The sequence below is a fragment of the Nesterenkonia sp. HG001 genome (genome assembly GCF_034438835.1).
Taxonomy (GTDB): Bacteria; Actinomycetota; Actinomycetes; order Actinomycetales; family Micrococcaceae; genus Nesterenkonia; species Nesterenkonia xinjiangensis.
In genome coordinates this window covers 142593-167470 of sequence record NZ_JAOSZD010000004.1, presented here as the reverse complement: position 1 = coordinate 167470, position 24878 = coordinate 142593, and the positions used below count along the sequence as shown (strand labels likewise).

General features: G+C 68.9%; 22 protein-coding genes. 4 read left to right on the top strand and 18 right to left on the bottom strand.

Going from position 1 to position 24878, the window contains the following annotated elements; all coding sequences use genetic code 11:
- Window positions 1–81: 81 nt before the first annotated feature.
- The 3 genes from ODE13_RS08360 (at window position 82) to ODE13_RS08350 (ending at window position 5494) form a co-directional block, all read left to right on the top strand.
- Window positions 82–2238 carry a BCCT family transporter gene (locus ODE13_RS08360; RefSeq protein ID WP_322478858.1) on the top strand — a complete coding sequence of 719 codons (2157 nt, stop codon included), beginning with the start codon at window positions 82–84 and terminating at the stop codon, window positions 2236–2238.
- 223 nt (window positions 2239–2461) lie between these two features.
- Window positions 2462–4171 carry an AbgT family transporter gene (locus ODE13_RS08355; RefSeq protein WP_322478857.1) on the top strand — a complete coding sequence of 570 codons (1710 nt, stop codon included), beginning with the start codon at window positions 2462–2464 and terminating at the stop codon, window positions 4169–4171.
- Window positions 4172–4255: 84 nt separating this feature from the next.
- Entirely contained in the window at window positions 4256–5494 is a 1239-nt protein-coding gene (locus ODE13_RS08350; RefSeq protein ID WP_322478856.1) for a M20 family metallopeptidase, read from the top strand.
- 63 nt (window positions 5495–5557) lie between these two features.
- On the opposite strand, the gene ODE13_RS08345 is transcribed toward ODE13_RS08350, so the two are convergent.
- The 5 genes from ODE13_RS08345 to ODE13_RS08325 all read right to left on the bottom strand — a co-directional run bounded on the left by ODE13_RS08345 (window position 5558) and on the right by ODE13_RS08325 (window position 11640).
- Complete coding sequence (locus ODE13_RS08345) at window positions 5558–5986, bottom strand: heat shock protein transcriptional repressor HspR (RefSeq protein WP_179541856.1); 429 nt, start codon at window positions 5984–5986, stop codon at window positions 5558–5560.
- 125 nt (window positions 5987–6111) lie between these two features.
- Complete coding sequence (locus ODE13_RS08340) at window positions 6112–7062, bottom strand: DnaJ C-terminal domain-containing protein (protein ID WP_179541855.1); 951 nt, start codon at window positions 7060–7062, stop codon at window positions 6112–6114.
- Window positions 7063–7235: 173 nt separating this feature from the next.
- Window positions 7236–7970 carry a nucleotide exchange factor GrpE gene (locus ODE13_RS08335; RefSeq protein WP_322478855.1) on the bottom strand — a complete coding sequence of 245 codons (735 nt, stop codon included), beginning with the start codon at window positions 7968–7970 and terminating at the stop codon, window positions 7236–7238.
- Window positions 7971–7983: 13 nt separating this feature from the next.
- Window positions 7984–9840, bottom strand: coding sequence for a molecular chaperone DnaK (gene dnaK, locus ODE13_RS08330; RefSeq protein ID WP_322478854.1), 1857 nt, complete (start codon window positions 9838–9840; stop codon window positions 7984–7986).
- A 309-nt stretch (window positions 9841–10149) separates the two neighbouring features.
- Window positions 10150–11640, bottom strand: coding sequence for an NAD-dependent succinate-semialdehyde dehydrogenase (locus tag ODE13_RS08325; RefSeq protein ID WP_322478853.1), 1491 nt, complete (start codon window positions 11638–11640; stop codon window positions 10150–10152).
- Window positions 11641–11812: 172 nt separating this feature from the next.
- Between ODE13_RS08325 and ODE13_RS08320 the strand changes: the two genes are divergently transcribed.
- The gene (locus ODE13_RS08320; protein ID WP_322478852.1) at window positions 11813–13075 is read left to right on the top strand and encodes an aspartate aminotransferase family protein; all 1263 of its coding nucleotides are present in this window, start codon (window positions 11813–11815) and stop codon (window positions 13073–13075) included.
- Window positions 13076–13249: 174 nt separating this feature from the next.
- Here the strand turns inward: ODE13_RS08320 and ODE13_RS08315 are convergent, their stop codons facing one another.
- The 13 genes from ODE13_RS08315 to otnK form a co-directional block, all read right to left on the bottom strand.
- Window positions 13250–14011, bottom strand: a complete 762-nt coding sequence (locus ODE13_RS08315) for an ABC transporter permease (protein WP_322478851.1) — start codon at window positions 14009–14011, stop codon at window positions 13250–13252.
- Window positions 14008–14808: an ABC transporter ATP-binding protein gene (locus ODE13_RS08310; protein WP_322478850.1), complete on the bottom strand. Its 801-nt coding sequence runs from the start codon at window positions 14806–14808 to the stop codon at window positions 14008–14010. The genes ODE13_RS08315 and ODE13_RS08310 overlap by 4 nt, the downstream gene beginning before the upstream one ends.
- Window positions 14805–15191: a DUF1048 domain-containing protein gene (locus ODE13_RS08305; RefSeq protein WP_322478849.1), complete on the bottom strand. Its 387-nt coding sequence runs from the start codon at window positions 15189–15191 to the stop codon at window positions 14805–14807. The genes ODE13_RS08310 and ODE13_RS08305 overlap by 4 nt, the downstream gene beginning before the upstream one ends.
- A 2-nt stretch (window positions 15192–15193) precedes the next feature.
- Window positions 15194–15523 carry a helix-turn-helix transcriptional regulator gene (locus tag ODE13_RS08300; protein WP_179543128.1) on the bottom strand — a complete coding sequence of 110 codons (330 nt, stop codon included), beginning with the start codon at window positions 15521–15523 and terminating at the stop codon, window positions 15194–15196.
- A 128-nt stretch (window positions 15524–15651) separates the two neighbouring features.
- Window positions 15652–17220 carry a multicopper oxidase family protein gene (locus ODE13_RS08295; protein WP_322478848.1) on the bottom strand — a complete coding sequence of 523 codons (1569 nt, stop codon included), beginning with the start codon at window positions 17218–17220 and terminating at the stop codon, window positions 15652–15654.
- Window positions 17217–17711 carry a hypothetical protein gene (locus tag ODE13_RS08290; protein ID WP_322478847.1) on the bottom strand — a complete coding sequence of 165 codons (495 nt, stop codon included), beginning with the start codon at window positions 17709–17711 and terminating at the stop codon, window positions 17217–17219. Before ODE13_RS08290 ends, ODE13_RS08295 begins: the two co-directional genes overlap by 4 nt.
- Before the next feature lie 172 nt (window positions 17712–17883).
- Entirely contained in the window at window positions 17884–18675 is a 792-nt protein-coding gene (locus ODE13_RS08285) for an SGNH/GDSL hydrolase family protein (RefSeq protein WP_322478846.1), read from the bottom strand.
- A gap of 133 nt (window positions 18676–18808) precedes the next feature.
- On the bottom strand, window positions 18809–19426 hold the full coding sequence (locus tag ODE13_RS08280) for an aldolase (RefSeq protein ID WP_179541845.1): 618 nt from the start codon (window positions 19424–19426) through the stop codon (window positions 18809–18811).
- 48 nt (window positions 19427–19474) lie between these two features.
- A complete protein-coding gene (locus ODE13_RS08275) occupies window positions 19475–20881 on the bottom strand; it encodes a gluconate:H+ symporter (protein ID WP_322478845.1) in 1407 nt (468 codons plus the stop codon).
- 52 nt (window positions 20882–20933) lie between these two features.
- Window positions 20934–21893: a D-erythronate dehydrogenase gene (gene denD, locus ODE13_RS08270; RefSeq protein WP_322478844.1), complete on the bottom strand. Its 960-nt coding sequence runs from the start codon at window positions 21891–21893 to the stop codon at window positions 20934–20936.
- A 35-nt stretch (window positions 21894–21928) separates the two neighbouring features.
- Window positions 21929–22726 (bottom strand): DeoR/GlpR family DNA-binding transcription regulator, encoded by a 798-nt coding sequence (locus tag ODE13_RS08265; protein ID WP_322478843.1) that lies wholly within the window; start codon window positions 22724–22726, stop codon window positions 21929–21931.
- Complete coding sequence (gene otnI, locus ODE13_RS08260) at window positions 22723–23550, bottom strand: 2-oxo-tetronate isomerase (RefSeq protein WP_322478842.1); 828 nt, start codon at window positions 23548–23550, stop codon at window positions 22723–22725. The genes ODE13_RS08265 and otnI overlap by 4 nt, the downstream gene beginning before the upstream one ends.
- The gene (gene otnK / locus ODE13_RS08255) at window positions 23547–24854 is read right to left on the bottom strand and encodes a 3-oxo-tetronate kinase (protein WP_322478841.1); all 1308 of its coding nucleotides are present in this window, start codon (window positions 24852–24854) and stop codon (window positions 23547–23549) included. The genes otnI and otnK overlap by 4 nt, the downstream gene beginning before the upstream one ends.
- Window positions 24855–24878: the final 24 nt, after the last annotated feature.

Genomic DNA, 24878 nt, shown 5'->3' with positions numbered 1-24878 from the left:
CAGGTGACAGGGCGGGGTGCGCGACCACGAGATTCTGTCCGATGAGAGAACCGTCCCCGAGACACCAGAGGTGTGATCAGCATGGCTGACTCTCAGCCACCCCACCATCGCCCAGACGAGGGCTCCCGCCGAGACGGGGGCCACGACCCCGAGCATGGGGCCCATGAGACCCAGCAGGAGCCACCGGAGGGCATGGCTGCGGCCCGCCCCCGACGCTCTCCCGTGGAGAAGACCGCCGCGGCCGCCGGCAAGGCCGGGACCGCCACACGGCGGGCCGGCACAGCCCTGAAGCGGCTCAACGTGTATTCCCAGGGCGAGTACCCGCACAACATCCACCCGGCGCTGGTCCCTGGCCTCGGAATCGACGAGCAGCGGCGGCGCTACTCCGTGGACCGAGTCGTCTTCCTGCTGGCAGGGCTGCTGACGGTGGCCTTCGTGATCTGGGGAGTCTCCAACCCGGAGAACGTCGCCGAGGTCGCCGGAGCGACCTTCACCTGGACGATGGAGAACCTCGGGTGGCTGTTCAACGTGGTCGCCATCGTGGTGCTGATCTTCCTGCTGTGCCTGGCGTTCTCCAAGTACGGGCGAATCCCGCTGGGCCGGGACGGGGAGAAGCCCGAGTTCTCCACGTTCTCCTGGACCTCGATGCTCTTCGCGGCGGGGATCGGCATCGGAGTGTTGTTCTTCGGCCCCTCCGAGCCGCTGACCTACTTCCACTCGCCGGCCCCGCTGACCGCCGAGGCGGAGTCCACCGAGGCGCTGCACTCTGCGATGGCGCAGACCTACTTCCACTGGGGCGTGCACGCCTGGGCCATGTACGCCCTGGTCGGCGGGGCGGTGGCCTATGCCGCCTACCGTCGCGGACGCGTCCCGCTGATGTCCTCGATCTTCCGGAACCTCTTCGGCCAGCGGCAGACCGAGGGCTTCGCGGGGAAGCTGATCGACATCTTCGCGATCATCGCCACCCTCTTCGGCACGGCAGCCTCACTGGGCATCGCGGCGATGCAGATCGGCCAGGGCTGGACGATCGTCTCCGGCAACGAGGTCACCAACACGCTGCTGATCGTCGTCATCGCCATCCTGACGGTCGGCTTCGTGGTCTCCGCCGTCTCCGGAGTCGCCCGCGGCATCCGCTATCTGTCGAACATCAACATCGTGCTGACGATCGGCATCATCTCGCTGGTGTTCCTCCTCGGCCCGACCCTGTTCCTGCTGAACCTGGTGCCCTCCTCCTTCGTGGAGTACGTGGGCTCGCTGTTCGAGATGATGGGCCGATCCTCCTCCTGGGGTCAGGAGACCATGGACTTCCAGTCCGCATGGACGGTCTTCTACTGGGCCTGGTGGATCTCCTGGTCCCCGTTCGTCGGAGTCTTCATCGCCCGCATCTCCCGCGGCCGCACCATTCGCCAGTTCGTCCTCGGCGTCATCCTCATCCCCAGCTCGCTGCTGTTCGTGGCCTACGGCGTGATGGGCGGCACCTCCATCTGGATGTACCGTGAGGGCCTCGAGGGGTTCAATGACGAGATGCCCGCCGCCGAGGTGCTGTTCACCATCATCAGCCACCTCCCCTACGTGGAGTGGCTGCCCGCGGTGATCATGGTGGTGCTGGCGATCTTCTTCATCACCTCCGCCGACTCCGCCTCCGTGGTGATGGGCATCTTCTCCACGCGCGGTGATCTCAACCCCCGCAAGTCGGTGGTGGTCTTCTGGGGGCTCGTGATGACCGGCGTCGCCGTCGTCATGCTGCTCACCGGTGGAGACACCGCGCTGCAGGGACTGCAGAACCTGGTCACGGTGACCGCAGTGCCCTTCGCGGTGATCATGCTGCTGATCATGGTGGCTTGGCTGCGCGATGTGCGCACCGACCCGCGGGCGCTGCGCACCAAATACGCGGAGAAGGCCCTGCGCGACGCCGTCATCGATGGTGTGGACCGGTACGGCGACGACTTCAGCCTGCAGGTGGCGCCCACCGAGCCGGGACTCGGCGCCGGAGCCGGAGTGGACTCGGAGGACGACATCTATACCGAGTGGTACCAGCGCACCGATGAGAACGGCGAACCCGTCGGCTACGACTTCACCACCGGCACGTGGGAGGACGGCTGGACCCCGGAGGGCGACGAGGACTGGCATGGCGACGCCGGGGCCTACACCCCGGCGACCACCCTGGCGACCTCCTCGCTGCCGATCGTCCCCGCCGCGGAGGACGACGCCGAGGCGGAGGAGACGCCGCCGCGCTGACCCCCGACGTCGGCTCGACCTCCTCACTCCCTCGAGTGGGGGATCTGGGTCCGCTGCCTCGCCCCATCGGGCCGACAGCGGCCACAGGTCCCCCACTCGATGTGGATCTGGAGATGTCCAGACGCCTTCCCCCGACTCCCGGGGGTGGCTAGACTGACGCGATCTGCAAGGTCTCGACACCTCAAGAGCCCTGGCATCCGGGCGAGGTCGGAAGGAATGCGCCATGGCCGAACGCACCACCTCCACGAAGATCCGGCGATCACGGCGGGACAACGAGAACCCTGGCCTCCTGGTCCGGCTCCTCCGGTGGATCGAGCGGATCGGCAACCTGCTTCCCCATCCGTTCTGGCTGTTCATCATCCTCGCCGTGGTCGTCGTCCTCCTCTCCGCAGTGCTGGAGGCACTCGGCGTCGGGGCGGACAACCCTGCCGACGGCGAGTACATCGCGGTACAGAGCCTGCTCACCCCGGAGGGCTTCCAGCGCATGGTCACCGATGCGGTGGAGAACTTCGTGACCTTCCCGCCGCTGGGGCTGATCATCACTGTGATGCTCGGGGTGGCCGTGGCCGAAGGCTCCGGGCTCATCAGCGCGGCGATCCGAGTGGTCGTCTCGCGGGTCTCCCGAGGCTGGCTGACCTTCACGGTCGCCCTGGCCGGCGTCACCGGCTCAGTGGCCTCGGACGCCATCTACGTCATCCTCATCCCGCTGGCCGCCGCGGCGTTCAAAGCCAGTGGGCGCTCGGCGGTGCTGGGCGCAGTCGTCGCCTTCGGAGCGGCTTCGGCCGGCTACAACGCCTCCCTGCTCATCACTGCCAGCGATCCCCTGCTGGCAGGCATCTCCACCTCGGCGGCCCAGCTGATCGATGCCGATCACGTGGTCTCCCCGGTGGCCAACTACTTCTTCTCCGCCGCCTCCGCGGTGATCCTGGCGCTGGTGGTCACCCTGGTCACCGAGCTTCTGCTGGTGCGGATGACCGAGCGGATGAAGCACGAGGAGGACGCTTCGGGCGGAGCGGCCACGGCGGTGCTCGCCGCCGGCCGTGACGTCGATGTCGAGCAGCACGACGGGACCGGCACGCACCTCGGCACCGGCCGTCCCGGCGAGCACCCGTCGTCCCCCACCACCGACGACGGCCAGGCCGCCCCGATCTCGGACCACAGCTCACTGCTGACCTACAGTCGCCGAGAGGTGACCGCACTGCAGGCCTCGCTGCTGGCCCTGGCGGGGTTCCTCGCGGTGTACTTCACCTTCCTGCTCGTGCCGGGCTCGCCGTTCCGCGCGGAGACGGGAGAGGTGCTCGATTCACCCCTGCTCACCGACATCGCCGTGCCGATCGCCCTGGCGTTCCTGGCCGTCGGCATCACCTACGGCATCAAGGCCGGCACCATCACCCGGCCCCGCGACATCCCGGAGCTGATGGCCCGATCCGTCAAGGAGCTCTCCGGGGTGGTGGTGCTCTTCTTCGCCGCCGCCCAGTTCATCGCCTATTTCGGGTGGTCGAACATCGGCATGGTGCTGGCCATCGAGGGGGCCCACCTCCTCGAGCGACTGGACCTGCCGGTGCTGGTGATGTTCGCCGGCGTCGTCCTGCTGGTGGCGCTGTTCAATCTGACCATCACCTCCGGCTCCGCGCAGTACACCCTCATGGCCCCGGTGCTGGTGCCGATGCTCATGCTCGTGGGCATCTCTCCGGAGGTCACCCAGATGCTGTTCCGGATGGGCGACTCCCCCACCAACATCATCTCCCCGATGAGCCCCTACTTCGCCCTGGTGCTGGGATACCTGCAGCGCTACTACCCGCGCGCCGGCATCGGCACCCTGGTTTCGCTGACCCTTCCCCTCTCCGTGGCCCTGCTGTGCGCGTGGTTCCTGTTCTTCGTGCTCTGGTGGACGGTGGGCATCCCTCTGGGTCCCGGCGTGCCCGTGAGATGACATGCGCATCCCTCCCTGGCGGGATGAGACGATCAGCCAGGACAGCAGATCCGGACAGAGAGGACCCCGTTGGAGAACCGCCCCATGACATCCACCCCGGCCCCGGACTCCGCCGGCGCACAGCCCACGGTCCCGCTGCAGGCGCTGCGCCAGCATGCAGCCGCCCACCACGACGAGATCCTGGAGGACCTGCGGCGGATCGTGCACTGCGAGACCCCCAGCCACGACAAAGCGCTGCTCGATGCCGGCCTCGAGGAGATCCGCACCCTGGCGGCCGAACGCCTCGGCGAACCGGTCGCAGAGACCCGCATTCCCGGGGGCGTCCACGGCGATGTTTTGGATCTGCGCTGGCCCGGACAGGGCCACGACGGCGGCACAGTCGACGATCCGGCCACAGCGGTGCTCTCGGTCTGTCACTATGACACCGTCTGGCCCGCCGGCACGCTCGCCGGCTGGCCGCTGACCGCCGACGGGGACCGGCTCACCGGCCCGGGCGTGCTGGACATGAAGTTCGGGATCGTGCAGACCCTCTGGGCTCTGCGCGCACTGCGTGAGCTGGGCGTCCCGCACCCTCCGCTGCGGCTGCTGCTCACCGGCGATGAGGAGATCGGCTCTGCGGCGGGGCGACCGGCCATCGAGGCCGCGGCGCGCGAATCGGCCCTGACCCTGGTGCCGGAGCCCAGCGCCGGCGGCCAGCCGAAGGACCGCCGCAAAGGCATGGTCTTCGCCGATCTCACCGTCCACGGGGTTCAAGCCCACGCGGGCCTGGAACCGGAGAAGGGCGCCAGCGCGATCCACGCCCTGGCCGCGGTGGTCCCCGCCATCGTCGGACTGGCCGCACCGGAGGAAGGCACCACGGTCACCGTGGGCACCTTTCACGGCGGGACCAGCCGCAACGTCATCGCCGGGCGGGCGGAGTGCCAGGTGGATGTGCGGGTGACCGACCCTGCCGAACAGGAACGGGTGGCCGGTGCCCTGCGCGGGCTGCGACTGCCGGCTCCCTACGACGCCGACGACCGGCTGGACCTGGTGGTCGAGGTCGATGCCAACCGACCGCCGATGAACCCGACGCCGGCCTCGCAGAACGCCATGGCCCGGCTGGGACGTCTCGCCGCCGCCCTGGGGCGCACGATCGTTCCGGCGGCAGTGGGCGGCGCCTCGGATGCGAACTTCGTCTCCGCCCTCGGCCTGCCGGTGCTCGACGGTCTGGGCGCGGTCGGGGAAGGGCCCCACGCGATCCACGAGCACATCCTGCTCTCGGAGATCGCACCGCAGACCGCGCTGTTGGCCGGGCTGCTGGCCGACGTCGCACAGCGTCCCTGAGGCCGGACCACGCCTCGCCACCGCCCGGTGCCCCGCCGTCCCCATCGGAGACGGGCAGCCGGCTCACCGGCGGCGGGGGTCCCAGAGCACCAGGGCCTGGGTGCTCGACCGGGCGCGCCGCCCGCGTGCCACGGTGACGACGTCTCCGCCGGGTCCCACGGCGAAGACCCGGGGCTTGGTGGAGTGCCGCTCGGCCTCGCGCAGCTCATAGCGCAGCGCGTCGACCGTCTCCTCCAGCTCCAGCACACGGTTCTGCAGCTCGATGATCCGCCGGATCCCCTCCAGCGAGACGCCCTCCTGGGAGAGCTGCTGGATCTGCCGAAGCTGCTCGACGTCGTAGGGCGAGTACCGCCGGTGCCGACCGCCCTGCCGGCGTGGCGTCACGAGCCCGATGCGGTCGTACTGGCGCAGCGTCTGAGGGTGCATGTCCGCCAGCTCTGCGGCCACCGAGATGACGAACAGGGGTGCGTGACGATGCTCGACCTCGATCATCCGAGGGTCTTCGCCCCCGATCTGGGGCCGGCGTCTCCTGACCACTGCTGGTCACCTCCTGGCTCCCGTCCCGGCGGCCCGGGATCAGGCCTGTGTCATGCCTCCATGATCGCGCATCCGCTGCCTCACAATGCGGCGCGGGCCTCCAGATCTTCGCGGGGGTCGACGTCGCGCGTCGCCTCCGCGTAGGCCTTCACGGCCTCCACGGCTTCCTCGGGGAGGTCCTTGGGCACCTGCACGTCGACGACGACGAGCATGTCGCCCTGGCTGGACTTCCGGCGCACCCCATGGCCCTTGAGCCGCAGCGTGCGCCCTGACGTCGTCCCGGCCGGGATCTTGATACGCACCTTCTCTCCGTGGACGGTGGGGACCTGCACCGTGGTGCCGAGCACCGCCTCGTCGAAGGAGGTGGGCAGGTGGATGCGGATGTCGTCACCGTCGCGCTCGAAGAAACGGTGCGGTGAGATGGACACCTCCACCAGCAGGTCGCCGGCACCGCCGGGACTCGGCTGGCCCTTGCCCTTCACCCGGACCTTCTGGCCCTCCTTCACCCCGGCAGGGATGCGCACGTCGATGACGTTGCCGTCGGGTTCGCGCAGTCCCACAGTGGTGCCGCGGACGGCTCCGGCGAAGGAGATGGTGGTCTTCGCGGTGCGGTCGGCGCCCTTGGCGGGCGCGCCGCCGCCGAACCGTCCGCCCATCCCGCCGAAGATGTCCGAGAAGTCGGGCCCGCTGCGGCCCCGGCCGAAGCCTCCGCCGTCTCCGAAGAGCCCGCCGAAGATGTCCTCAAAGCCGGATGCCCCGCCGGCTCCTCCTGGCGCACCGGAGAAGCGGGCGCCCGAACCCATCGCGCGGATGGCGTCGTACTGTTCGCGCTGCTCCTTGTCAGAGAGCACGGTGTTGGCCTCGGAGACGTCCTTGAACTTCTGCTCGGCCGCCTCATCACCGGGGTTCTTGTCCGGGTGGTAGGTGCGGGCTAGCTTGCGGTACGCCTTCTTGATCTCTTCCTCAGAGGCGTCCTTGGAGACGCCGAGGATGGCGTAGAAGTCCTTGTTGATCCAGTCCTGCGAGGCCACGGCGCCTCCCTCCCTGCTTCATCTGTGCGGTCCTGCCGCCCGAAGGGGGCGGGGCCTGCGCATGCTGTCCTGTCTGTGGCGCCGGGTGCCGGCGTCGTCCTGATGCGGACGACGCCGGCGCCCGGCCGGGACGCGGGGCGGCTCTCCGGGAGCCGCCCCGCGTCAGGCCTGGCTCACTCAGCCGGGCCGGTGGAGACCATCACCTGCGCGGCGCGCAGCACACGGTCGCCGTGGCGGTAGCCTGCCCGCAGCACGGCGGCCACGTGGTCCGCCGGGATCTCCGGGTGCGGCTGCTGCATCAGAGCCTCGTGGACCGAGGGGTCGAAGGGCACAGCCTCCTCGTCGATCCGTTCCAGACCCTGCTGCTCCAGCAGCGACTCCAGCTTCGCCGCGATCGCCGCGAACGGACCGTCCACCAGATCACCGGCCTGACGGGCGGCGTGGATGTCATCCAGCACCGGAGTCAGGGACGTGATGACCTGGCCGACGGTGCGGGCGCGCTCCACAGCCCGGTCCCGCTCCACACGGCGCCGGTAGTTCACGTACTCCGCCTGGAGACGCTGCAGGTCGGCCTGCAGCTCGGCCTCGCGGTCGCCGGCAGAAGCCGCTTCCAGCGGGACCTCCTGCAGCTCCGGCTCCTCGAGCACCTCGCCGTCGACTCCCTCAGCACTGTCACCCGGCAGGTCCCGAAGGATCTGCTCAGCCTGGGCGAGGGGGTCCCGCACGGGGTCGGCCGGCGTCGCGGCGGAGGCTGCAGCAGCCCCTTCCTCGACGCCGGTCTCGCCTTCGGCGTGACGGGGCTCGCCCGTCTCCGGGTCGATCCGACGCTTGTCGGTGAAGCGGATCGGCTCCTCGGACTCCGGACGGTCAGCGCCGTCCGGGCCCGGGTTCTGGTCCTGCTCTGCCATCAGGGATGACCTCTCACTTCTTCTCGTCGGCGTCCTCGTCGACCACCTCGGCGTCGACGATGTCCTCGTCCTCAGCCGATGCGTCGCCGGCGGGTGCGCCGTCCGCGCCTGCGGCGTCGGCCTGCGAGTACAGCGCCTCGCCGAGCTTGGTCTGCGAAGCCTGCAGCTTCTCGAACGCGGCCTTGATCTCGTCGTCGTTGTCCTGACCCTCCAGGGCCTTCTTCAGGGCGTCGACGTCGGCCTGGACCTCGTCCTTGACCTCGGCGGGGAGCTTGTCCTCGTTGTCCTTGATCAGCTTGTCCACCGAGTAGGCGGTGGTCTCGGCGGCGTTGCGCTGCTCGGCGGCCTCGCGGCGCTTCTTGTCCTCCTCCGCGTGGGTCTCGGCGTCGGCGACCATGCGGTCGATGTCTTCCTTGTCCAGTGAGGTGCCACCGGTGATGGTCATGGACTGCTCAGTGCCGGTGCCCTTGTCCTTGGCGGAGACATGGACGATGCCGTTGGCGTCGATGTCGAAGGTGACCTCGATCTGCGGGACACCCCGCGGAGCCGGGGCGATCCCGGTCAGCTCGAAGGTGCCCAGCGCCTTGTTGTCCCGGGTGAACTCACGCTCGCCCTGGAAGACCTGCACCGCCACGGAGGGCTGGTTGTCCTCCGCGGTGGAGAAGACCTCGGACCGCTTGGTCGGGATCGCGGTGTTGCGCTCGATCAGCTTGGTCATCACTCCGCCCTTGGTCTCGATGCCCAGGGAGAGCGGGGTGACGTCGATCAGCAGCACGTCCTTGCGCTCACCGGCGAGCACACCGGCCTGCAGAGCGGCGCCCACGGCGACGACCTCGTCCGGGTTCACGCCCTTGTTGGCGTCCTTGCCGGAGAGCTCCTTGACCAGGTCGGCCACGGCCGGCATGCGGGTGGAGCCGCCGACGAGGATCACGTGGTCGATCTCGGAGACCTTGACGCCGGCCTCGGTGATGACGTCCTGGAACGGCTTCTTGGTGCGGTCCAGCAGGTCAGCGGTCAGGTCCTGGAACTTGGCGCGGGACAGCGTCTCGTTGACGTGCACCGGGCCGTTCTCGGTCATGGCGGCGTACTGCAGGTTGATGTCGGTGGAGGTCGCCGAGGACAGCTCCTTCTTCGCCTGCTCGGCGGCGTCCTTCAGACGCGGCACGGCGATCTTGTCCTTGGAGAGGTCCACGCCCTCCTTGTTCTTGACCTGCTGGACCAGCCAGTCGATGATGCGCTGGTCCCAGTCGTCGCCGCCGAGGCGGTTGTCACCGGCGGTGGAGCGCACCTGGATGGTGGAGAAGTCGTCCTCATCCTTGCCCACCTCGAGCAGCGAGACGTCGAACGTGCCGCCTCCGAGGTCGAAGACGAGGATGAGCTCGTCCTCCTTGCCCTTGTCCAGCCCGTACGCCAGGGCGGCGGCTGTCGGCTCGTTGACGATGCGAGAGACCTTCAGACCGGCGATCTCACCGGCCTCCTTGGTGGCCTGACGCTCGGCGTCGTTGAAGTAGGCGGGCACAGTGATGACGGCTTCGGTGACGTCCTCGCCCAAGTAGGACTCGGCGTCGTGCTTGAGCTTCATCAGCGTGCGGGCGGAGATCTCCTGCGGCGTGTAGGTCTTGCCGCCGATCTCCTTCTTCCAGTCAGTGCCCATGTGGCGCTTGACCGAAGCGATGGTGCGGTCCGGGTTGTTGACGGCCTGGCGGCGGGCGATCTCTCCGACCAGGACCTCGTCATCCTTGGAGAAGGCGACGACGGACGGCGTGGTGCGAGCACCCTCGGCGTTGGCGATCACAGTGGGTTCGCCGCCTTCGAGGACGGTGACGACGGAGTTGGTGGTTCCGAGGTCGATGCCGACTGCACGTGACATGTGGGGGACTCCCTTCGGTGGACGTTCTCGCTCCGGGGGTGGAGCGCAGGTCTGCTTGAGTGAACCAGGCTCAAGTCTCCACCTCGGCTGCCGAGGTGTCAAACTGACTTGAGTCAAGTCGACTCAACTTTGCATGCTGTGTCCAACGGAGAGGTCCGTCGATTCATTCCCGACGCCGGCTGACTCTCACCCACACCCGCCCCAGACACACGTCGAGTGGGGGATTCACTGCCGCTATCCGCCACATTCGGCGCGATAGCGGCAGTGAATCCCCCACTCGATGTGCAGACAGTGTGGGCGCTCCGGACGTCAGTCCATCGCGATCCCGATGAGCTTGGTCTCGAGGAACTCGTCGATGCCGGTGGGGCCGCCCTCGCGCCCCAGCCCTGACTCCTTGACTCCACCGAAGGGAGCCGCCGGGTTGGAGACCACGCCCTGGTTGAGGCCGACCATGCCGGACTCCACCGCCTCCGCCACGCGCAGCCCGCGACGCAGAGACTCCGTGTAGACGTAGTTGACCAGCCCGTACTCGGTGGCGTTGACCGCGGCCACCGCCTCCTCCTCCGTGTCGAATGGAGTCAGCGGCGCCACCGGCCCGAAGATCTCCTCGTCGCGCATCCGGGCGGAGGCCGGGACGTCGGCCAGCACGGTGGGCGCGTAGAAGAACCCGCCGCCGTCGAGCACCTTGCCTCCGGTGAGCACACGCGCACCGCCTGAGATCGCATCCTGGACCAGCTCGGCGACCTTGTCCCGCTGGTTCACGTCGATCAGCGGTCCGACCTTCACCCCGTCGTCGACGCCGCGGCCGACCGTCATCTCGGACATCCGCTCGGCGAGCCGGCGGCCGAACTCCTCGATCACGCTGCGGTGCACGAAGATCCGGTTGGCCGCCGTGCAGGCCTCCCCGGAATTGCGCATCTTGGCCAGCATGGCGCCGTCGACGGCCTTCTCCAGGTCGGCGTCATCGAAGACCACGAAGGCCGCGTTGCCGCCGAGCTCCATGGAGGTGCGCAGCACCTTGCCCGCACACTGCTCCAGCAGCCTCCGGCCCACCTCGGTGGAGCCGGTGAAGGAGAGCTTGCGCGCGATCCCGGACCGGATCAGCGGCTCCATGACCTTCCCGGAGGTCGAGGTGGCCAGGATGTTCACGCTGCCGGCAGGGGCGCCGGCCTCGGCGAGGATGTCCCCCAGCGCCAGCATGGACAGCGGGGTCTGGGCGGCCGGCTTGGTGACCGAGGTGCAGCCGGCCGCGAGCGCGGGCCCGATCTTCCGGGCGCCCATGGCCAGCGGGAAGTTCCAGGGGGTGATGAGGATGGAGGGCCCCACCGGCTGACGGGTCACCAGGAAGCGGGAGCCTCCGGTGGGGGCGGTCTGGTAGCCACCGTCGATCCGGGTGGCCTCCTCGGCGAAGTGCCGGAAGAACTCGGCCGCATAGCGGACCTCCCCCTTGGCCTCGGCCAGGGGCTTGCCCATCTCCAGGGTCATCAGCAGGGCGAGGTCGTCGACGCGCTCGTGCATGAGCTCGAAGGCCCGCATCAGGATGTCGGCCCGCTTGCGCGGCGCCAGCGCGGCCAGGTCCGGCTGGGCGCGTTCGGCGGCCTTCAGCGCGTCCCAGCCGTCCTCGACGGAAGCATCGGCGACCGCGCACAGCACCTCCCCCGTGGAGGGATCGACGACGTCGAGGGTGCGACTGCCGCGGGCATCGACCCACTGGCCGTCGATGAAGAGCTGCTTCGGGGCCTGGGCGACGACGTCGGCCTCACGGCTGGGTGTCACGGTCTCAGTGGTGCTGCCTGTCATCTGGACTCCTTCTGACGCTTGTTCTCACGGCGTGGTGCTCACGATACGCCCGCCATGCACGGCCGGTCACGGGTGCGACGACACCGGTCCCGGCGGCGGGCTGACATTCTGCGCTCCCACCAAGTAGCCTAGGCCACGAACGGATTGTCAACAATCAGAATGAGGTGCACCGGTGGCGACTCTCTCCCCCCTCCTGAAGCAGGCGACCCCCGTGGTCGCCACGCACGGCCAAGGCGTGAACCTGTACGACACCGAGGGCCGGCGGCATCTGGACTTCACCGCGGGCATCGGGGTGACCAGCACCGGCCACTGCCATCCGAAGGTGGTCGAGGCCGCGCAGGCCCAGGTCGGGAAGCTCATCCACGGCCAGTACACGACGATCATGCACGAACCGCTGCAGCGTCTCACCGAGCGGCTCGGCGACGTGCTGCCGGCGGGACTCGATTCGCTGTTCTTCTCCAACTCCGGCTCCGAGGCCGCCGAGGCCGCTCTGCGCCTGGCCAGGCAGGCCACGGGACGGCCGAACATCGTGGTGTTCCAGGGCGGATTCCACGGACGCACCGTCGCCGCGGCCTCGCTGACCACCTCTGGCACCAAGTTCAAGACCGGCTTCGCCCCGCTGATGCCCGGCGTGGTCGTCGCGCCCTTCCCGAACCCCCGGCACTACCGCGCCTACGGCTTCGACGCGGAGCAGGCCACCGACTTCGCACTCCGCGAGCTGGACCTGGTCCTGCAGACCCAGTCGGCGCCGGCGGACACCGCGGCGTTCCTGGTGGAGCCGGTGCTGGGCGAAGGCGGATACGTGCCCGGCAACCGCCGCTTCTTCGAAGGGCTGCGCCAGCGGGCTGACGAGCATGGGATCCTGCTGATCCTCGACGAGGTGCAGACCGGCTTCGGAAGGACCGGTGAATTCTGGGGACTCGACCACTTCGGGGTCTCACCGGACATCATGATGTTCGCCAAGGGGATCGCTTCGGGTTTTCCGATCTCGGGCATCGCGGCCTCCGAGGAGGTCATGTCCAAGGCCCGGCCGGGGTCCCAGGGCGGCACCTACGGGGCCAACGCGGTGGCGTGCGCCGCGGCGGCGGCCACGCTGGAGGTCATCCAGGAGGAGGGGCTGGTGGGCAATGCCGCCGCCCGCGGCGCCCAGCTGTGGGCCGGCCTGGAGCGGATCGGTGAGCAGCACCCCCAGGTGGCAGGGGTGACCGGACTCGGCCTGATGCTGGCGGTGGAGTTCGTCGACGCCGACGGCGAACCGGACGGCGCGACGTCGGCGGCTGTCCAGCAGGAGGCGGCCAGGCGGGGCCTGCTGCTGCTGAACAACGGCATGTATGGGCAGAACGTGCGGTTCATCCCAGCGCTGGTGGTCAGCGAGACCGAGGTGGACGAGGCGTTGGAGCTCTGGGAGGAGACCCTGGCCGCCGTGCTCGGCTGAGGCACCGCACCCTGAACCCACGCACGTCGCTCGTGGCCGACCTCGTCCGACGGGGCCGGCCACGAGCGACGTGCACCTCACCTCCCCCACGGCGGGCGTGGCCCTGGGAGCGGCTGTGGCCGCCGCCTCCCACCGGCTGTGCGGCTCATGCGCGGAGCCCGCCGACCTCACCGATCACGAGACCCGGCGGCGATAGATGCTCGCTGCGACGACGCAGCCGACAGCCGCCACCCCGACGCACCAGGCCAGCGCGACCCAGACCTCAAGACCCACAGGCGTCCCACCCAGCAGGTGCCGAAGCGTGTCCACGATCGGGGTGACAGGCTGGTTCTCGGCGAAGAGCCTCACCGGAGCGGGCATGGAGTCGGTCGGCACGAAGGCTGAGCTGAGGAAGGGCAGAAAGATCAGCGGGTAGGAGAACGCGCTGGCGCCGTCCACGGTCTTGGCCGACAGCCCGGCGATGACCGCCAGCCAGGTCAGCGCGAGGGTGAACACCACCAGGATCCCGGCGACCGCCAGCCATGCCAGTACGCCGGCGCCGGAGCGGAAGCCCATCAGCAGCGCCACACCGATCACGATGACCAGCGAGACTGTGTTGGACACCAGAGACGTGAGCACGTGTGCCCACAGAACGCTGGAACGAGCGATCGGCAACGAGCTGAATCTCTCGAAGATGCCACCCTGCAGATCCAGAAACAGCCGGTATGCGGTGTAGGCGATGCCTGAGGCCACGGTGATCAGCAGGATCCCTGGGAGCAGGTAGTTCACGTAGTCGTCAGTGCCAGCGTCGATCGCGCCGCCGAAGACGTAGACGAAGAGCAGCAGGAAGGCGATGGGCATGATCGCCGTGGTGATGATCGTGTCAGGACTGCGCCCTATGTGGCGCAGGGAGCGTCCCAAGAGGGTACGGGTCTCGCTGAGGGCCTGGGTGCTCATGAGCTGTCCTCTGCCGTCGCCCGTGTCCGCGGCTCTTCTCTGGTGATGGACAGGAAGATCTCCTCCAGGCTCGGCTGCTTCTCCACGTACTCCACCTCAGCGGGAGGCAGCAGCTCCTTGAGCTCGGCGAGGGTGCCGTTGGCGATGATCCGGCCCTCATGCAGGATGGCGATCCGGTCGGCGAGCTGCTCGACTTCGTCGAGGTACTGCGTCGTGAGCAGAATGGTGGTGCCGCCGCGGGCCAGCTCTGTGATGGAATCCCACACATCAAGCCGAGACTGCGGGTCCAGGCCCGTGGTGGGTTCATCGAGGAAGATGACTTCGGGGTCGCCGATCAGGCTCATGGCGATGTCCAACCGCCGGCGCATGCCGCCGGAATAGGTGGAGGCTCTGCGCCCGCCCGCATCAGTGAGGGAGAATCTCTCCAGCAGCTCATCGGCGATGGCGCCGGAGTTCTTCAGGTGCCGCAGGCGGGCCACCAGGATGAGATTCTCCCGACCGGTGAGCACCTCATCCACGGCCGCGAATTGACCGGTGAGACTGATGGATGCCCGCACTCTTCCAGGGTCCTGCGCGACGTCGAAGCCGTTGACCCGGGCAGCGCCGGAATCTGCCGCCAACAACGTGGACAGGATGCGCACCGTGGTGGTCTTGCCTGCACCGTTGGAGCCCAGGAGGCCGAAGATGCTTCCGGGCGCCACGGCGAATTCCACCCCTTGGAGCACCTCATGATCTTTGTAGGCCTTTCTCAGGTCACGGACGTCGATAGCGGGCTCGGGGAGCGTCGTCGTGGTCATGACGTGTTCCCTTGGTTCTGGATGCGAACCGCCTCGTCGATGGACTTCTTGAGGCGGTCCTTCTCCTTGTTGATCCACTGGCTGTCGGTGTAGTTGGCCAGGAACTCTTCGGCGAAGTCCACCGGGTCCTCGCCGAAGACCTCAGCGACGGACGTGCCGTCGGCCGCGGCGCGTTCCATGAGCTCGGTGAGATCTTCGAGCATCTGCAGCAGCTCCTCACCGTTGCTGATCCCGCCCCGGTGCAGGAGGTAGCGCTGGATCGCTTCCTGGGCCTGGCGGTAGCTCGCCGGCAGCTGCTTCACGCGGGCCTGCTGCTGCTTGTACTGCCTCTTCTGCTCGAGCGAGCCGATCAGCCACTCGAACCACTTCTTTCTCTCGACCATGTCTATTTCCCTTCCTCACGGAGCTGCTCGATGCGTTCGGCCAGGAACGTCCAGTTCCTCCAGAACTCATCGAGGTGCTGCCGACCCTGATCGTTGAGCGTGTACACCTTGCGCGGCGGGCCCTTCTCCGAGGGGGTCCTCTCCACATCCACCAGCTGCCGCTTCTCCAGCCGGACCAGCAGGGCGTAGATGGTGCCTTCGGCGATGTCGGCGAACCCCTGGTCGCGCAGCCACGCGGTGATCTCGTAGCCGTAGGCGGGGCGGCCGGCCAGGATGGCCAGCACGATGCCCTCCAACGTGCCCTTGAGCATCTCGGTCACCTGTCTGCCCACCATGTCTCCCCACTACTCAGTGACACTGATTACTGGTACATAGTAACACTGAGTACCAGCGATGCAAGAGGTAAGACGATCCGTTCTCGAGGGGCCCCTCCGGCTTCTCGAGGCGGGGTCGGACGGAGTCAATGGCCGTGGGGGCCAGGCTCCCGCGGGGCGGAGCCATCGTCACCCAGGCGAGGTGCGACGTCGACGTCGTCCTCCTCCCCGGGGGCCACGACCACGAACTGGCCCATCATGCCCTGATCCTCATGCCAGAGCAGGTGACAGTGGTACATGTAGGGGATCTCGGTGCTGGTGTAGTCGCTGAACCGCATGATCAGCCGGACGCGCTCGTGGGGCGGGAGGTAGACGGTGTCCTTCCATCCGGCCAGCTCCGGAGGCGGGGGCTCGGCTCCCACACTGAGGATCTGGAACTGGACATCGTGGATGTGGACATTGTGCGGCTGGCCGTGGTCGTTCCACACCTCCCAGATCTCGGTGGTGCCGGCCGTGACGACCTCGTCGATCCGGCCCTTGTCCATGGACCGACCGTTGATCCGGTTGGTGCGCAGCTCGAAGCCGCGGACCGTGGAGGCTGCGGTCTCCTCGAGCGCCTCCAGCCTCGCCAAGATGCTCGGCAGGGCTGAGGCAGGGCGAAGCGTCTGAGCAGCGCGGAGGAGCATGATGTCCAGCTCGTCCCCCGACCCGGTGCTGTCCGCCATGCCGCGCGTGAGGCCCAGGTCCTGCGGGAAGGAGCGCAGGACCACCTCCTCGGCGGGTTCCATGTCCACGAGGATCTCGGCGCGTTCCCCGGGCGTGAGCATGATCCTCTCCATCCGGACCGGGGCGGGCAGCAGTCCCCCGTCTGAGGCGATCATCGCGAACTTCCTCCCGTCTTCGAAGCCGAAGGCGTAGCTGCGTGCACCGGAGCCGTTGAGGATCCGCAGCCGCGTGCGTTCGGCGGAGACCTCGAGGATCGGGTCGGCGGTGCCGTTGACCAGGACCGTCTCCCCGAGCATCCCGTTGTTGCGGTGCGAGGTCTCCACCAGCTGGCCCTGTGCATCGAAGGTGCGGTCCTGGACGATGACCGGGATGTCATCGACGCCGTACTCCCGAGGCAGATCAAGCGCCTCCTCCTCGTCGTCGTCGAGGAGGAACAGGCCCGCGATCCCCCGATGGACATGCGCCTCCGTCTCCCCATGCGGGTGCGGGTGGTACCAGAGAGTGGCCGCAGGCTGGGCGATGCGCCAGGACGGCTCCCAGCTCTCCCCCGGCTCGACCATCTGATGGGGGCCGCCGTCGGCCTCTGCGGGCAGATGCATCCCGTGCCAGTGCAGGGTGGTGGTCTCGGAGAGCCCATTGGTGAACCGGACGATCACCGTGTCCCCGCGTCGCGCCCGCAGGGTGGGGCCCAGGTGGTCTCCGTTGATGCCCCAGGTCAGGGTCTCGCCCTGGTCGACGATGTGCGCGCGCCCTTCCTGGGCGGCGAGGTCGAAGGTGAGACGCGCGCCGTCGTCGCCCTGTACCCGCGTCGGTTCGGCCAGAGGCGGGATGTGGAGGGCGTGCCGGAAGTCCACATGCCCCACGGTGCTGCGAGCGGTGCGCACCGGCGCGGACCCGCAACCCGCAGCCCCCAGGGCGGCCAGGCCGAGCCCGCTGACCCCGAGCCGGAGGACGTGGCGACGCCCGAGCAGTCGGTCGGCAGGGCTCATCGGACGCCCTCGGCCTGGACCCCGGACCGGGTCCGCGCGGCACGGCGCCCGGAGACGCCCCGGAGAGCGATCACGCACAGCAGGCACGTCACCAGCAGGATGACCGCGCCGAGGGGCACATGGACGCTGAGCAGGTGGAGGTGCCCGAGCGCGACCTGGGCGATCACCATCACGACCAGCAGCAGGGCCAGGGACGGCCCCCAGACGGTGCCGCGGCCGGGTCTCCACCACAGCACGCCGAGGATCACCAGGGCCATGGAGGCCGGTACGAGGAGACCGCCGATGATGGCGTGCGCCCTCAGCGCCGCAGCATGCCCGTCCAAGCTTCCGCCCGCGAGGAACGGCTGGACGACGACCATCAGCGTCTGCAGCACCACCGCACCGGTGAACAGCCACCGGCAGGTCAGGGCGACGCCGACGGCGAGGCCCTGCGGCGAGCGGCGGGGGCGGCCAGACGGCTGAACCGTCGTCTGGGTGGCTGATCGATCCATGCCTCCGACGCTACGGAGCCCTGGATCACCGCACATCCGCCCCCAGGCGACAGCCGGTGTCGACGGACGTCGACATCCGACCCTGAGCCGACCCTGAGCCGACCCTGAGCCGACCCTGAGCGGAAGCCCTGCCGCAGCCCGGATCAGGGCCGGCGGCTCGAGACTCCGGACCTCACCAGATGCGGGAGGTCAGTTCCGGGTACTTCGGAGACATGTCATCGCCGGAGGAACGCCCGGTCAGGCGCCGCTTCACCCAGGGGTAGACGTGTTCACGGCCCCAGCTGACGTTGTCCACGGTCTTCTCCAGCAGGGAGAGCGGCGGAAGCTCCTCGATCTCCGGGTCGTCGATCTCGTCGGTCTCCCCGAGCACCTTCAGGACCGCCTTCGCCATGCGGGTGTGGCCGGCGATGCCCAGGTGCATGCGGTCCACATCCCAGTATCGCCAGTCCTGGAACTCCTTCATGTGCCAGAAGTCGACGAGATCGATGTCGAGGTCGTCGGCGATCTTGCGCACGTGCTCGTTGTAGATGGCGGTGCGACCGCGGGTGGCCTTGAACAGCGGCGCCTTGGCCGAGTCGAATCCGGTGAACACCACGACCCTGGCGCCGGAGTCCACCAGCTTCTTCACCGCATGCCGGTAGCGGGCCATGAGACCGTCGATGTTGACCAGCGGGCGGAGGATGTCGTTGCCGCCGGCGTAGATGGTCACCAGCGTGGGTTCCATGGCCAGCGCGGTCTCGAGCTGCTCGTCGAGGACCTGGCCGATCTTCTTCCCTCGGATCGCCAGGTTCGCGTATCCCCAGGAGGAGTCGTTGGCGATCAGCTGCGCGGCGACCCGGTCGGCCCAGCCGCGGCAGTCGTTGGGGCTCGAAGGGTCGATGTCCCCGACACCCTCGGTGAACGAATCGCCCAGGGCCACGAACCGCTTCTCGAACGGGCCGTCGAGTTCATCTGCTGCTGACATGCACGAGCTCCTCGGAAGACGAAGGTTCACCAACCTTCACACTATCGCGGGCGAGGCGGACCGGACCACCGAACGGCCTCAGGGACGGTCCCTCCTCCCCACTCGACGTGAAGGCGGGGCGAAGCGGGCGAGCTCAGTCCAGCAGCTCCTGGATCTGAGCCTCGGTCAACGGCCGCACCGAGCGATCCCTGACCAGGAACGCCAGCTGTGCGGACACCTCGAGCTCCTCGGCGGCGTTCGACGCCGCCTCCAGCGACTCTCCGGCCACGATCGATCCGTGGTTCGCCAGGACCACCGCCGGCCCCTGCCGCGCGGCGGCGCGCAGCTCGACGTCCACCTCCGCCGACCCAGGACGGAAGTAGGGAACCATCGGCACCTCACGGCCCACCCGCATCACGAAGTACGGTGTCAGGGCCGGGATCACCGGGCCCTCCTCGGCCAGGCAGCTCACCGCCGTCACGTAGGTGGAGTGCAGGTGCACCACGGCCTGGGCCTCGGGACGCACCTCGTAGAGCGCTCGATGCATCACCACCTCTTTGGACGGCCGGGGCCCGCCCACGTGGTTCCACCCATGGTCCAGCTCCGCGAGCGAGTCCGCCGTGAGCCGTCCCAGCGACGAGTTCGTGGGCGTCATGAGGAAGCCGTCACGGGTGCGCACGCTCAGGTTCCCGGCGCTGCCCACCGAGAACCCCCGGTCGAACAGGCTGGCTCCGATCTCCACGAGCTGCTCACGCAGCTGCTGCTCCGTCAATGCGGTGTCCTCTCGTCTGCGGGTGCTGGGGTCCGATCGCGTCTGCGATCATACGACGGCGCTGATGATCAGCAGGGTCACCAGGCTCACCGCCCAGGCGATGGTGGTGGGCACCGACCAGGTGAGCATCTGATGCTTGGCGTTCTTGACTCCCAGCATCCGGTTCACCACCCAGAACAGGCTGTCGTTGAAATAGCCGAAGAACATGGATCCCAGGCAGGCCGCCTGGGCGGCCAGGACCATGTTCACATCTGGCATCTGCGCCATGATCGGGGCAGAGATGGAGGCCGCGGTGATGATCGCGACCGTCCCCGAACCCTGGATCGCCCGCACGATCGTGGCGATGACGAAGGGGATCAGCACCGCCGGCAGCGCCAGCCCGGCGGCCCACTCCCCGATCGCGTCGCCGGTGCCGCTCTCACGCAGCACCGCGCCCAGCGCACCACCGGCACCGGTGACCAGCAGGATGATGCCCGCGCTCTCCACGCCCTTCTCCAGGTCCGCGATCGTGCCCTGGCGGTCCTGCCCGCGGGTCAGTCCGTAGACGGCGATCAGCACACCGATCAGCAGGGCGATCACCGGGTTCCCCAGGAACGCCGCACCCTGCACGAACCACTCCGGCAGGGCGAGCACACCGGCCTCGGTCAGGTTGGTGGAGAAGGTGTTCAGGAAGATCAGCACGATCGGCGCGAAGATCGGCATCACGGAGATCGTCAGCGAGGGCAGCTCGCGCTCCCGCTCGACGGCGCGATCCTCGAACTCGGCGAAGGCCTCCTGGGGAGACAGCTTCTCCCCGGTGTCCGCCTCGATCATCGCCTCGATGCGCGGCCCCATGATCTTCGCGTAGAGCACCACGCACAGCAGGGACGGAATGGTCAGGATCACGCCCCAGAGGATCATCTCCCCGACGCCGACGCCGAAGATCCCGGCCGCGCCCAGCGGGCCCGGGGTGGGCGGCACCGCATGGTGGGTGACGGTCAGGCCGCCGGCGAGCGCGATGCCCAGGGTCAGCAGGGACCGGCCGGAGGTGCGGCTCAGTGACTTCACCAGCGGGGAGAGGATCACGAAGGCGCTGTCCACGAAGATCGGGATGGAGATGATGAATCCGGCTCCGGCGAGCGCCCATTCCTCCTTCTTCCTCCCCAGCCAGCGGATCAGCGTGACGGCGAGCTTCTCTGCCGCGCCGGAGGCCTCCAGCACGCGGCCCATCATCACGCCCAGCCCGATCACCAGGCCGATGGTGGACAGGGTCGCACCGAAGCCGGTGGTGATGGCCTCGACGACGCTCGCTGGCGCCATGCCGGCGGCGAGGCCGGCGATCGAGGCGGCGATGATCAGGGCGAGCACGGCGTGGACCTTCGTCCGCAGCACGAGGAAGATCAGCAGCGCGACCGCGGCCGCGAGGCCGATCACGGCGGTGATCTCGGTGAGCCCTGCAGTGTCTGTCTCTGTCATGGTGTCCTCCTTGACACGCTCCCGACCCCAGGGTGGGACGGGTGTTCCTTCATCAGGCGACGAATTCGTCTCGGTACTGCTTCACCGCGTCCTCGAAGCTGGAGTCCGGGCGGAAGCCCAGCGCAAGGAGGCGGTCGACGTCGAAGGCTCCCGGCCAGGAGCGGACGATCCGGCTGATCTCTTCGTCCTGCTCGTGGGAGACCAGCGCCAGTGCCTCAGCTCCGCCCACGCGTTCGAGGCTCTCCAGCATCTCGGCCACCGTGACGGTGACTCCGGGCAGGTTGAGCACCCTCCAGCCGGGCAGCTGAGCGGGGTCGAGCCGGACGGCGTGCACCAGGTTGGCGACCACGGTGTCCGGGGAGGAGAGCCACAGGCGGGTGTCCCGGGGCACGGGGCACACGGAAGGCTCGCCCTGCAGCGGCTCACGGATGATCCCGCTGGCGAACGAGGAGACGGCAGTGTTGGGGCGACCGGGCCGCACGGAGATGGTGGGCAGCCGGCAGATCCGGGCGTCCACGAATCCGCGCCGGGAGTACTCGTTGACCAGCAGCTCACCGATGGCCTTGGTGGCCCCGTAGGTGGATTCGGGCTGCACGGCCTGGTTCTCCGGGACGACGTCGGGCATCGGCCCGCCGAAGACGGCGATGGAGCTGGTGAACACGAATCGTGGGGCGGTGCCCAGCGCACGGGCGGCCTCGAGCAGGTGCCGGGTCGCGTCCACGTTGACCCGGTGGGCGAGGTCGAAGTCGTCCTCCGAGCCTCCGCTGAGCACTGCGGCAAGGTGGTAGATCGCCGCAGTGTCGGCCTCGACGACGTCGGAGAGCGTCTGCGGGTCAGCGACGTCACCCACCACGGAGACGACGCGCGAGTCCTGCACCGGGCTCTCGGCCAGGTCCAGGGAGGTGATCCTCTCCATCGGGAAGCCGAGGCTTCCGGCGTCGTGGGACTTCAGCAGGGCGGTGATGACGCGGCTTCCGAGGAAGCCGGCACCCCCGGTGACGATGACGTGCATGGATGGGTCCTTTCGCAGGAGGTGGGGGGGGCGGGTCAGTCGGTGATGAGCAGCTCGACGCCGAGATCCCGGGCACGCTCACGAGCGGCCTCGGGCAGGTCGGAGTCGGTGATGAGACCGTCGAACGCGCCGAAGGGGACGGCGCGGAACGCGGCGACCTTCCCGTACTTGCTGCTGTCGGTGGCCAGGTACGCATGGGTGGCGTTGTCCACCAGCGCACGCTTGACCACGGTCTTGGCGTCCGATGGCACGGACAGTCCGCGCAGGTCGAAGGAGGAGGCTGAGACGAAGGCGAGGTCGATGTTGTACTCGTCCAGCTCCGCGGCGGCGAGCGGCCCCTGCGTGGAGAGGTTCGCGCTGTCGAGCTGGCCGCCCAGCACATGGACCCGGGCGGTCGGGTGCTCTCCCGCGGCGGCGGCCACGGCGAGGTCATTGGTGATGATGTCCCCGGGGCCTGTCGGCCCGGCATCCTGCCGGGCATGCTCGACGGCCCGATCCACCAGCTGCCGGGCCAGGGCGAGCATCGTGGTGCCGGCGTCGAGGTAGATGACGTCGCCGTCGCCGACCAGCTGCGCGGCCCGGGCGGCGATGTGCTCCTTCTCCGAGGGCCGCAGCCCCAGCTTGGTCTGGTGGGTGGCGTCCAGAGCGATGCGGGAGGGCAGCGTCACCCCTCCGGCGACCGAGACGAGCCGGCCGGCCTCCTCCAGGCGGCTGACGTCGCGGCGGACCGTCATATGGGAGACGCCCAAGGCCTCGGTGAGCGCGGCGATGCTGGCCGAGCCCTGCTCCTCGACCAGGTGCAACAGCCGGCGGCGTCGCTCGTCGGGGATCATCGGTGCGCCTCCCTGACCTGCTGCAGCCAGCCGAGGCCGGCCTGGGTCTCCCCCGCTGGGCGGTACTCGCAGCCGATCCATCCGGTGTAGCCGGTCTCCTCCAGCACGCTGAGCAGGTGGGTGAGGTCCAGCTCGCCGCCGTCGGGCTCGTGACGGTCCGGCACGGAGGCGATCTGCACGTGGGCGGTGATCCCCGCGGTGGCTCGGATGAGTTCGGTGAGGTCACCCTGGATGACCTGGGCGTGATAGAGATCCAGCTGCAGGGCGACGGAGGGGTGGTCGATCTCCTGGATCAGGTCCCGGGCGAGGTCCACGGAGTCCAGGAAGTAGCCGGGCATGTCGCGGGTGTTGATCGGTTCGATCAGCACCCGCATCCCGTGGGCGGCGGCCTGCTCGGCGGCGTGCCGGACCCGTGCGACGTAGCGCTCCCGCAGCTCCTGCGGCGTGCCGGCGTCAGCGCCGGGGACCCCGGCCATCGCGTGCAGCTGCCGGCAGCCCAGCGCCTCGGCATACCACAGCGCCGTCTCGACGCCGGCGCGGAACTCGCCCTCGCGGCCGGGCAGGGTAGCCAGGCCGCGCTCACCGGCGGCCCAGTCTCCCGGGGGCATGTTGAAGAGCACCTGCTCGACGCCGGCACGGCGGCGCGCCTCGGCGACGACCGAGGCCTCGTGGTCATAGGGGAACAGGTACTCGACGCCGGTGAACCCGGCGTCGGCTACGGCCTGGAACCGGTCCAGGAAAGGCAGCTCGGTGAACAGCATGCTCAGGTTCGCGGCGAAGCGGGGCATCGGGTCTCCGGTTCTGGTGGGCTGCGGGGCGGTCACGTGTGCCTGCCTGTGACGAGGCGCTGGGCTGCGGAGAAGAAGTCCTCCGTGCCGAAGTTGCCCGACTTCAGGGCGAGGTCCACCCGATCGGCACCGGTGTCGAGGGTGCGGGTCCAGGGGACTCCGGGCGCGATCTGCGGCCCCACCTCGAAGCCTGTGACTTCCAGCGCTTGGGTGACCGCGCCGGAGGTCTCCCCACCGGCGGTGATGAACCGTGTGGTGCCGCGTGCGTGCAGCGCGGAGGCGAGGCGGCCGAAGAACTCCTCGACGGCGGCGGAGACGCGCGCCGCGCCGTACCGGTCCTGCCAGCCCCGGACCTCCTCCGGCGGAGCGGTCGCGGAGACCAGCGGCGCAGCCTCGGTGCCTCGCTGGGCGTCCTCCGCCCAGGCGGCCACCTCGGCGACGTAGTCTGCTCCCCGGCCGAGGACCTCGGCGACGTCGACGGCCAGACTGGGTGCCAGCGGACGGTACGCGGCGACCTGCCGCCGGGTCATCTCGGAGCAGGACCCGGAGAGCACCACCGTGTGTCCGGCGGTGAAGCTCCAGCTCTTCTCAGGAGCATGCTGCGCCGCGTCCTGGCTCGCATCGGATGCTCCGGTCAGCGCGCGGGCGATGCCGGATCCGAGCCCTGAACCGCCGGTGACCAGGCGCATGTCCGCGGTGGCTGCACCGATGGTGTCCAGGTGGCTCATGTCCAGAGCGTCGACGACGGCGTAGCGTACGCCGTCGCGCCGGGCCTGGGCCAGGGCCTCCCGGACGGCCTCCGGACCGGCGCTGACCACCGTGTAGGGGATGTTCCTCGCCCGTCCGGTGCTCTGCGCCTCCAGGAGCCGCAGGAGGTTCGAGTCCCGCATCGGGGTCACCGGATGGTCACGCATGCCGGATTCGTGCAGCAGCTGGTCATAGACGAAGAGGTGCCCCTGGTAGACGGTGCGACCGTTGACCGGCAGCGCGGGGACGACGACCGTGAGGTCCTCGCCGAGCCGGTCCAGCAGCGCGTCGGTGACCGGGCCGATGTTCCCCTCCGCTGTGGAGTCGAAGGTGGAGCAGTATTTGAAGACGATGCGCTCGGCACCGAGCTCCACGAGCAGGCGGCAGGCGGCGAGGCTCTGCGCCACCGCGTCCGCTGCGGGAATGGAGCGCGTCTTGAGGCTGATCACGACGGCGTCGGGATCGGCGGGCAGGTACGTTCCCGGTCTCGGATCGTTGAGCTGCACCGTGCGCAGGCCGGCGGCCACGAGGAAGCCGGCGATGTCTGTCGCGCCGGTGAAGTCATCGGCGATGACGCCGAGTCGAAGCGGCATCCTGCCCACCTCTCCTGGAGTGCC